9 protein-coding genes are annotated in these 9,987 nt (G+C 42.6%); 2 read left to right on the forward strand and 7 right to left on the reverse strand.

Features of this window, described 5'->3' with window-relative positions:
• The coding region (locus ACLOR3_RS00880; protein WP_412036897.1) for an ROK family protein at positions 1-364 on the reverse strand (364 nt) is incomplete at its 3' end.
• Between the two features lie 200 nt (positions 365-564).
• Positions 565-2,457, reverse strand: a complete 1,893-nt coding sequence (locus tag ACLOR3_RS00885; protein WP_411400016.1) for a sucrose-specific PTS transporter subunit IIBC — start codon at positions 2,455-2,457, stop codon at positions 565-567.
• A gap of 380 nt (positions 2,458-2,837) precedes the next feature.
• Between ACLOR3_RS00885 and ACLOR3_RS00890 the strand changes: the two genes are divergently transcribed.
• Entirely contained in the window at positions 2,838-4,292 is a 1,455-nt protein-coding gene (locus ACLOR3_RS00890; RefSeq protein ID WP_411400017.1) for a sucrose-6-phosphate hydrolase, read from the forward strand.
• Positions 4,273-5,238 carry a LacI family DNA-binding transcriptional regulator gene (locus tag ACLOR3_RS00895; RefSeq protein WP_411400018.1) on the forward strand — a complete coding sequence of 322 codons (966 nt, stop codon included), beginning with the start codon at positions 4,273-4,275 and terminating at the stop codon, positions 5,236-5,238. Before ACLOR3_RS00890 ends, ACLOR3_RS00895 begins: the two co-directional genes overlap by 20 nt.
• 249 nt (positions 5,239-5,487) lie before the next feature.
• Here the strand turns inward: ACLOR3_RS00895 and nusB are convergent, their stop codons facing one another.
• From nusB to uvrA, 5 genes are all read right to left on the reverse strand, one after another.
• Positions 5,488-5,916 carry a transcription antitermination factor NusB gene (nusB, locus tag ACLOR3_RS00900; RefSeq protein WP_411400019.1) on the reverse strand — a complete coding sequence of 143 codons (429 nt, stop codon included), beginning with the start codon at positions 5,914-5,916 and terminating at the stop codon, positions 5,488-5,490.
• Positions 5,909-6,298 (reverse strand): Asp23/Gls24 family envelope stress response protein, encoded by a 390-nt coding sequence (locus ACLOR3_RS00905; RefSeq protein WP_006595687.1) that lies wholly within the window; start codon positions 6,296-6,298, stop codon positions 5,909-5,911. Before ACLOR3_RS00905 ends, nusB begins: the two co-directional genes overlap by 8 nt.
• Positions 6,299-6,334: 36 nt before the next feature.
• Positions 6,335-6,895 carry an elongation factor P gene (efp, locus tag ACLOR3_RS00910; RefSeq protein ID WP_006595686.1) on the reverse strand — a complete coding sequence of 187 codons (561 nt, stop codon included), beginning with the start codon at positions 6,893-6,895 and terminating at the stop codon, positions 6,335-6,337.
• A gap of 85 nt (positions 6,896-6,980) precedes the next feature.
• Positions 6,981-8,048, reverse strand: coding sequence for a M24 family metallopeptidase (locus tag ACLOR3_RS00915; RefSeq protein ID WP_048691136.1), 1,068 nt, complete (start codon positions 8,046-8,048; stop codon positions 6,981-6,983).
• Positions 8,045-9,987 (reverse strand): excinuclease ABC subunit UvrA (uvrA, locus tag ACLOR3_RS00920; protein WP_412036898.1); only part of this gene is annotated, 1,943 nt, incomplete at its 5' end. The genes uvrA and ACLOR3_RS00915, both read right to left, overlap by 4 nt.

The raw sequence follows: 9,987 nt of genomic DNA on the forward strand, positions 1-9,987 counted from the left end.
CATTATTACGAGCGACAACTTCACCATAAGCTGAGCTATTGACGTCAGTTGTGAAGAAAATCGGTACATTTAATGCACGACGGAAAGCACCTACCACATCAATATTCGCCCAATGGGGTTTGGGAGTTGTTGTAATAAAACCATATGTTTTTGAATTTTTATCAATATCAATCGGTCCAAATGAACCAATCGCTAAACCAGCAAGGCTTTCAAATTTAGAGAAAAACTCAATACACTTATCAAGGGTTTCAATAGGGGTTGTTGTTGGAAACTGTGTCTTTTCAATGACGTTATTATTTTCGTCACCTACAGCACAAACAAACTTTGTTCCACCAGCTTCAAGACTTCCATATAATTTAGTCATATCAATCCTCTTCTTCAATTCTCTTTTTTTCTATTATATCATAAAGGAAAACGGTTCACTTCTATTCCTTATAGAAAAAACTACTCTTATTTATGTTTAAACATTAGGTGAGCAACTTTTTTTATTCCAAACCTCATCTCCAAACAAAATTCAAGGACTGGAGGATACCCTAACCAGTCCTTGAGCAATCATATTTTAGATTATGCTTTTACTTCAATAATCGCATCGCCTTTAGCAACTGCACCAGTAGCTACTGGAGTTACTGAAGCATAGTCGGCTGTGTTTGTGACGATGACCATTGTTGTATTATCAAGACCAGCTGCTGCAATTTTAGCAGAATCAAATGTTCCAAGAACATCACCAGCTTTAACCTTGTCACCTTGAGCAACTTTTTGCTCAAAACCGTCACCATTCATTGAAACAGTGTCAATCCCAACGTGGATCAAGATTTCAGCACCATTCGCTGTCTTCAAACCGAAGGCATGTCCAGTTGCAAAAGCAATGGTTACTTCAGCATCTGCAGGAGCATAAACGACACCTTCAGATGGCTTCACTGCAATTCCTTGACCCATCGCACCGCTTGAGAATACAGGGTCATTCACATTTTCTAAAGCAACAGCTTGACCAACGATTGGAGAGATGATAGTTTCATCTTGAAGAGATGCTGGAACAGTTCCAGTCACAGCTTCCTCAACAAAACGATCTGTTGTAGCACTTTCAGCTACTGTTGCAGGTTCTTCATCTTCAAAACCAAACATGTAAGTAAGAGCAAAACCAAGTGCAAATGATACTGCAACCATAAGCAAGTATTGGAAGAGTTGACCATTACCAATGTAAAGCATTGTACCTGGGATAATAGTGATACCATTACCAGTACCAGCAAGGCCAAGAAGTGAAGCCAATCCACCACCGATGGCACCAGCGATTAATGAAAGGAAGAATGGTTTACGGAAACGCAAGTTCACCCCGAAGATCGCAGGCTCAGTAATACCTAAGAAGGCAGAAAGAGCAGCCGGGAAAGCCAAAGCTTTCAATTTAGGATTTTTAGTTTTCACACCAACGGCTACTGTCGCAGCACCTTGAGCAGTCATGGCAGCTGTGATGATAGCGTTGAATGGGTTAGCATGGTCAGCAGCAAGCAATTGAACTTCAAGCAAGTTGAAGATGTGGTGAACACCTGATACGACGATTAATTGGTGAACTCCACCAATCAAGAAACCACCAAGTCCGAATGGCAAGTTAAGAATTGCTTTAGTTCCAATGAGGATGTAGTTTTCAACAACGTGGAAGACTGGTCCGATAACAAACAAACCAAGAATTGACATTACGAGGAGTGTTACGAACGGTGTTACCAAGAGGTCAAGTACATCTGGAACAACTTTTCGAAGTGATTTCTCAAATTTCGCACCAAGGACCCCGATAATAAAGGCTGGAAGAACAGAACCTTGCAACCCTACGACTGGAATAAAGCCGAAGAATTTCATAGCAGTCACTTCACCACCGGATGCAACCGCCCAGGCATTTGGAAGTGAACCAGACACAAGCATCATACCAAGAACGATACCAACTGCTGGATTCCCACCAAAGACACGGAAGGTTGACCAAACGACAAGACCTGGCAAGATGATAAAGGCCGTATCTGTCAAGATTTGAGTATAAGTCGTAACATCTTCTGGAAGAGTCACACCAAGGGCATTCAAGAGTCCACGGACACCCATGAAGAGACCTGTCGCAACAATAACTGGGATGATTGGTACAAAGACATCACCAAATGTACGGATAGCCCGTTGGAACCAATTTCCTTGCTTAGCAGCTTCTGCTTTCATTTCATCTTTTGATGAAGTTGGCAAGCCCAGAGCTACTACTTCATCATAAATCTTGTTCACAGTACCAGTACCAAAGATGATTTGGTATTGACCTGAGTTAAAGAAAGCACCTTGTACTTTTTCAATGTTTTCGACAGCATCTTTGTCGACTTTCGCTTCATCTTTCACCATCACACGAAGACGAGTCGCACAGTGAGCTACACTGCTAACGTTCTCAACTCCACCGATTGCATCGATGACTTTTTTTGCAATTTCTGTATTTGACATTTGCAAAAATCTCCTTATTTTTTATTGTTTTGAAAACGGTTCACCCGTCTCTACGCATTTAATTGTACCACGTATTAAGAATATGTCAACCGTTTTGCAGAAAGTTTTTGACAATATTTTGTGATTTTTGATTGCTTGAAACAATTGTTTTTCATTTTCATTCACATAAATACCTAATCTACGTGTCCTATTGGATGTTTTATATTAATTCGTTTTCAAAAACTTTCATATTTTCATTCATTTTCAAAAACTCAATCTAGTTCTCACTACTAAATTTTATGATAAACGTTTGACATTTTTTCTCAATTCTTTGGCCAAAGTCTTGCTTTTTTTTATAGAAATCGGTACTATGGAAGTAAGAAAAATTTTGGAGGAGTCAAATGGAATGGACAACAGAACTTCGGTACAAACGATATGAAGACTGGACCGAAGAAGAAAAGAAACAAATAAAAGAAAACATGGCTAATTCTCCTTGGCATACTCATTACCATGTCGAACCCAAAACTGGCCTTTTAAATGACCCGAACGGTTTCTCCTATTTTAATGGTAAATGGATTCTCTTTTACCAGAATTTTCCCTTTGGAGCCGCTCACGGATTGAAGTCTTGGGTACAACTGGAAAGCGATGATTTAGTTCATTTTAAAGAAACCGGCCTTAAAGTCTTGCCAGACACACCTTTGGATAGCCATGGAGCCTATTCTGGTTCGGCTATGCAATTCGATGATAAACTTTTCTTATTCTATACAGGAAATGTACGAGACGAGAAGTGGATCCGTCATCCCTACCAAATCGGGGCCCTCTTAGATCAGGATGGAAATCTTGAAAAAATCGAACAAATCCTCATTGATCAGCCAGAGGATGCTACCGATCATTTCCGCGACCCACAGATTTTTAAATTCAAAGATCAATACTATGCCATCGTCGGTGGTCAAGACCTTGAGAAAAAAGGATTCGTTCGCCTATACAAAGCGGTGAATAACGATTATACCAACTGGGTTGAAGTAGGCGATTTTGATTTCAACAATGATCGTACAGCTTATATGATGGAATGTCCTAACTTGGTCTTCGTCGGCGAGCAACCTGTCCTTCTGTATTGCCCTCAAGGTTTGGACAAAGCAGTCCTCGACTACGACAATATCTACCCAAATATGTATAAGATCGGGGCTTCTTTTGATCCTGAACAAGCTCGTCTCGTTGACGTATCTGAATTACACAACTTGGACTACGGCTTCGAAGCCTATGCAACTCAAGGCTTCAACACTCCTGATGGAAGAGCCTTAACGGTTAGCTGGTTAGGTCTACCAGATGTCGCATACCCATCCAATCGCTATGACCACCAAGGAGCCTTCTCTTTAGTCAAAGAGTTAACTATTCAGGACGGTAAACTTTATCAATATCCGGTCGAAGCAGTAAAAGAGCTCCGCTCCACTTCTTCCGAGTTTACAAACAAGGAAACAACCAATAATTGCTACGAGTTAGAATTAGCCTTTGAAGCCAATAGCAAAAGTGAGATTGTTCTCCTAGCCGATAAAGAAGGCAAAGGACTTTCTATTACTTTTGATATTGCAAATGGTCAAGTCATTGTCGACCGTAGCCAAGCTGGCGAACAGTATGCCCAAGAGTTTGGAACTACTCGTACTTGCCCGATCGAAAATCAAGCGACAACAGCTACAATTTTCATCGATAACTCGATTTTTGAAATTTTTATCAACAAAGGAGAAAAAGTATTCTCTGGTCGCGTCTTCCCGCATGCTGATCAAACTGGTATCTTGATCAAATCCGGAACACCTACTGGAACATACTACGAACTAGACTATGGTCGCAAAGCTCACTGATGTCGCCAAACTAGCTGGTGTCAGCCCCACGACAGTTTCACGAGTCATTAACAAAAAGGGCTATTTATCTGAAAAAACTGTCTCAAAAGTTAAGGAGGCCATGAAGGAATTGGGCTACAAGCCGAATACGATCGCTCGGAGCCTACAAGGAAAATCAGCCAAGTTAATCGGCTTAATCTTCCCAAAAATCAGCCATGTCTTCTATGCAGAATTAATCGATAAACTGGAAGAAGAATTGTTCAAACATGGGTACAAAACTATTATTTGTAATAGCGAGCATGATTCGGAAAAAGAACGTGAATACATCGAAATGCTAGAAGCCAATCAAGTAGATGGGATTATTTCTGGTAGTCATAATCTGGGAATTGAAGACTATAACCGGGTCACAGCTCCTATTATCGCCTTTGACCGGAACCTCTCCCCTGAGATTCCAGTCGTCTCGTCGGATAACTACGCTGGGGGCGTTCTCGCTGCGGAAACCCTTGCCAAGACAGGGGCAAAAAAGATTATCATGCTCACAGGGAATGATAACTCCAATTCCCCAACCGGTCTTCGCCATGCTGGCTTTGCTTCCGTCTTGCCAGAAGCACAAATTATCAATGTTTCCAGTGATTATTCACCCATTCGCAAAGAAATGGAAATCAAGTCCATCTTGACACAGCAAAAACCGGATGCCATCTTTGCGTCTGACGATCTAACGGCTATTTTGGTGATGAAAATCGCTGACGAACTCGGGATTGACATTCCAGAAGACCTGAAGATCATTGGCTATGACGGGACCTACTTTATCGAAAATTATTTCCCCCGTCTCACCACCATCAAGCAACCTTTACAGGAGATTGCTCGCCTGACGGTCGACCTTCTTCTTCAAAAAATCGAAGGAAAAGATGTAAAAACAACAGGCTATTTTCTCCCTGTTAGTGTTTTACCAGGAAAAAGTGTTTAAAAGAGAGTGGGACAGAAATCGGTAATTCGTTAGAATTCGATTTCGTCGTCCCACCTCCGCACAGTTGAGTAAGGCTGTAAAAGCTGATAAAATCAGCGCAGTAGAGCCCACTCAACCACTGCGTCTTGTTCGACAATCCAAAGTCAATTGAGAAGACCGAACTTTTGTACCAGTCTTTTTCCTTATCATGATCAAGCAAAGCTCTATACTCAAAAAGAAACCACCCTCAAAGGTGGTTTCTTTTCTATCTTATTCTGCTTCCGTTACGAATTGACTTAAGACACCATTCACAAACCGAGCAGATTTCTCATCTGAAAATGTTTTAGCTAATTCAATTGCTTCATTCACTGCAACCAGCTGAGGGGTATCAAAGGAAGTGATTTCGAACACACCCAAACGAAGAATGTTTTTCTCCACTAGAGTCAAGCGTTCGACGGTCCATCCAGTTTTCAAGTGTTGGGCAATCTGTTGATCCAATTCATCCTTTGATTGACGAATACCAGATACCAAATTGAGTAGAAAAGCTGGAATTTCCACTTCCTGGTCAGTTTCCTCTTTGTCATGAGTAAAAGCAAATTGACACGCTTCTACAACATCCCCTTCATACTCTAAACTCATTAGAGCTTGAAAGGCACGCTCCCGTAGATCACGACGTGATTCAAATAAAATATCAGTCATTGAGGAAATCCTCATTAAACAAATCTTTCAAATCAGGTTTCGCTGCTTTTTCAGTCACGATTCCAACCACATGGATATTGACATCATCCAAGGTGACATCTGCCATATTGTAGACAGCTGTTTTTACTGCTTTTTGGATCGCAACCGCTACTTTAGGGACTGCTACACCATACTCTAGATAAAGGTAAATATCAACAGAGATTTGACCATCTTCTTGTGTACGAAGGTAAACCCCACGTCCTAGAGCACGTTTTGAAAGGCTATCCGATACACTCTTGTTTTCAAGAGAATGAACACCATCTACTTTTGCAGTCGCAATCGCAATAATTTTTTCTAGCACACGAGGTGCAATGACGATTTCGCCGTATTGTTCAGTTGCCATAGAAGTTCCTTTCTATCAGACCTATTTTAGAGCTGATTAGGCACGAGAAACGTAAGTTCCTTCAGCTGTATTGATAATCAATTTTTGTCCTGCTTCGATGAAGTCTGGAACGTTTACCACAAGACCTGTTTCCATTGTAGCTGGTTTACCAGAACCTGTAACTGTAGCACCTTTAATAGATGGTTGAGTTTCAGCAACTGTCAATTCAACAGTTGTAGGAACCGTCACCCCAATCACTTCACTTCCGTAGAATTGGATTTTCACTTCTGAGTTTTCAAGGATGTAAAGCAATTCGTTCTCAACATTGACAACAGGAATTTCATATTGGTCATATGTTTCAGTATTCATGAAGTAAGCTGTATCATCCATTTTATACAAGTATTGAGCTGGTACAGTTTCAATAATAGCTTGCTCAAATTTTTCTTCTGGACGGTAGCTTGTATCAAAAGTTGAACCAGTACGAACATCACGCAATTTCATACGCATGATCGTGTTTCCTTTACCTGGTTTGTGGTGGCTCGCTTCCAAAACGCGGATCAATTTTCCATCAGCTGTTTCAAAGGTCATACCAGCTTTCAACTTACTTGCTTCAATCATGTTTTCATACCTCTTTTTAAAAATATATTACTCTTTATTCTATCACAAATGCTCAGATTTCTCAAATCTGTCTCTGCAAATTTCCTTAGATCACAATCAATTCTTTCGGTGCCAAGGTCAAGACTTCACAACCGGTTTCCGTAATCAGGAGATCATCTTCAATCCGGACACCAGATAGGCCTTCAATGTAGATCCCTGGCTCATCTGTCAAGACCATGCCGGCCTTGATAACTTCTTTGGAAGTTTGACTGAAATAAGGCTCTTCATGGATGTCCAAGCCAATACCATGTCCAATTCCATGAGTAAAGTACTGGCCGTATCCTGCCGCCTCGATAATGTCTCGAGGAATTTTATCAAACTCACGGAAACCGAGTCCAGCCTTGGCTTCAGAAATGAGAGCTTGGTTGGCTTTCAAGACCGTTTCGTAAATTTCTCTTTCCTTGTCACTGACATGACCTGCATAAATGGTCCGGGTCATATCACTGACGTAATGGTTGTAGAGACAGCCAAAGTCTAAGGTCAAGGCATCCCCAGCAGAGATGATGCGATCACTTGGAGTCGCATGGGGCATAGCAGAGCGCTCTCCCGCAGCGGAGATGATATCAAAGGATACACCTGACGCTCCCAATTCCCGCATTCTGAAATCGAGGAAGGTCGCCGCTTCTAATTCTGTTGTTTGGCCAACCTTGATAAACTCCAGCACATCTAGGAAGGCTTGATCTGAAATACTGCAAGCCTTGCGGATGGTTGCTACTTCTGTCTCATCTTTAATCAAACGAAACTCCATTACAAAATCAGACAAGGCTCTTAGAGCGACTCCTGAGAAAGCGGTCGCTAGACGGGTATGGTAGGCAACTGTGATCTCATCCTCAAAGCCAAGTTCTTGGATCGCTGCATCTTTGACAATTTTTGCTGCTTCTTCCAATTCATTGCGGGTTTCAACAATCTCAACAAAGGGGAAACAAGTCGCATGGGCATGAATGGTATAGCGCGAATCGGTGAAGAGGACCACGCGCTCTTCTGTCACCAAAACAGTCCCATTTGATCCCCAGAAACCTGTCAAATAGTAGACATTTTTCAAGTTGTTAATGAGGACAGCTTTTAGATCCTGTGCCTTCATTTTAGTTCGTAGATTTGTAATTCGTTGGTTCATTGTAATTTCCCTTTCAAATACTGTCCTGTAAAGCTAGCTGGGTTGCTGGCTACTTCTTCTGGTGTCCCTGTTGCAATAATGGTACCACCACCGACACCACCTTCTGGTCCTAAGTCGATGATATGATCCGCTGTCTTAATCACATCCAAGTTGTGCTCAATGACCAAAACGGTATTGCCATCATCCACAAAGCGTTCCAAGACCTTGAGCAAACGAGAGATATCCTCTGTATGAAGACCTGTTGTCGGCTCATCCAAAATATAGAAGGACTTACCAGTTGAGCGCTTATGAAGCTCTGAAGCCAACTTCATCCGCTGGGCTTCTCCTCCGGAAAGTGTCGTTGCCGGCTGTCCCAGGGTCACATAGCCTAAGCCGACATCCTTGATGGTTTGTAATTTGCGATTGATCTTTGGAATGTGTTTAAAGAAATCGACTGCATCATTGACGGTCATGTCCAAAACCTGGGAGATATTCTTTTCTTTATAGTGAACTTCCAGGGTTTCACTGTTGTAGCGGCGGCCATGGCAGACTTCACACGGTACATAGACATCCGGTAGGAAATGCATCTCAATCTTGATAATACCATCTCCCGAACAAGCCTCACACCGGCCCCCTTTGACATTGAAACTAAAGCGGCCTTTTTTGTAGCCTCTAATCTTGGCTTCATTGGTTTGGGCAAAGAGATCGCGAATGTCGTCAAATACACCTGTATAGGTAGCTGGATTGGAGCGTGGAGTGCGGCCAATCGGGCTCTGGTCGATATCGATTAGTCGATCAATGTGCTCGACACCTGAAATGGTTTTGTATTTCCCTGGTTTCTCCGAATTACGATTCAATTTTTGCGCCAGCGTCTTTTTCAAAATGCTGTTAACTAAGGTTGACTTCCCTGAACCAGAAACGCCAGTGACAGCAATGAACTTACCTAGCGGGAAGCGCGCTGTCACATCTTTTAAGTTATTTTCAGCGGCCCCTGTCAGCTCGATAAAGCGTCCGTTCCCTACCCGCCGTTCAGTTGGTACTGGAATGGCCCGTTTACCAGAAAGATACTGACCAGTGATGGATTTGCTATTGCGGGCTACCTGCTTAGGCGTTCCAGCCGCAACAATCTCGCCTCCAAAGACTCCAGCCCCTGGACCGACGTCGATCAAGTAATCAGCTTCTCTCATGGTATCCTCATCGTGTTCAACGACGATCAAGGTATTTCCCAAATCACGCATCTTCTTAAGACTAGCAATCAGGCGATCATTGTCCCTCTGGTGAAGACCGATCGAAGGCTCATCCAAGATATAGAGAACTCCTGAGAGGTTGGAACCAATCTGGGTAGCCAAGCGAATGCGCTGACTCTCTCCCCCAGATAGAGTCCCGGCCGAGCGAGAAAGGGTCAGATAACTCAAGCCAACATTGTTCAAGAAGCTCAAGCGATCCTTGACTTCTTTGAGAATCGGACGAGCAATGGTCTCTTCATTCTTGGTTAATTTGAGATCGGCAATCACCTTAAGATGGTCCTCAATGGACAAGTCAGAGATTTGCCCGATATGCAGCCCCTTCTCTCCTCCTACCCGGACAGACAAGGCCTGGTCATTCAAGCGATAACCATGGCAGGTGGCACAAGTCAATTCATTCATGTAGGACAACATCTGATTGCGGGTGAAGTCACTAGAAGTTTCGTGGTAGCGGCGATTGATGTTGGTGACGACTCCTTCAAAAGGAATGTCAATATCGCGAACCCCACCAAATTCATTCTCATAATGGAAATGGAACTCCTTGCCATCAGACCCATAAAAAATTAAGTGGCGGTCTTCTGGAGATAAGTCTTCAAAGGGCTTGTCCATATCAATCCCAAACTGGATCATGGCCTGCTCCAACATCTGAGGATAGTAATTAGAGGAAATCGGGTTCCAGGGTGCAAGCGCTCCTTCACGGAGAGTCTTGCTAGAAT

It is taken from the genome of Streptococcus intestinihominis (assembly GCF_046824975.1).
Taxonomy (GTDB): domain Bacteria; phylum Bacillota; class Bacilli; order Lactobacillales; family Streptococcaceae; genus Streptococcus.

What these genes read in the sequence shown, in the direction of transcription:
- ACLOR3_RS00885 (WP_411400016.1), bottom strand. Translation starts at nt 2,457, where the DNA reads ATGTCAAATACAGAAATTGCAAAAAAAGTCATCGATGCAATCGGTGGA.
- ACLOR3_RS00890 (WP_411400017.1), top strand. Translation starts at nt 2,838, where the DNA reads ATGGAATGGACAACAGAACTTCGGTACAAACGATATGAAGACTGGACC.
- ACLOR3_RS00895 (WP_411400018.1), top strand. Translation starts at nt 4,273, where the DNA reads ATGGTCGCAAAGCTCACTGATGTCGCCAAACTAGCTGGTGTCAGCCCC.
- nusB (WP_411400019.1), bottom strand. Translation starts at nt 5,916, where the DNA reads ATGACTGATATTTTATTTGAATCACGTCGTGATCTACGGGAGCGTGCC.
- ACLOR3_RS00905 (WP_006595687.1), bottom strand. Translation starts at nt 6,298, where the DNA reads ATGGCAACTGAACAATACGGCGAAATCGTCATTGCACCTCGTGTGCTA.
- efp (WP_006595686.1), bottom strand. Translation starts at nt 6,895, where the DNA reads ATGATTGAAGCAAGTAAGTTGAAAGCTGGTATGACCTTTGAAACAGCT.
- ACLOR3_RS00915 (WP_048691136.1), bottom strand. Translation starts at nt 8,048, where the DNA reads ATGAACCAACGAATTACAAATCTACGAACTAAAATGAAGGCACAGGAT.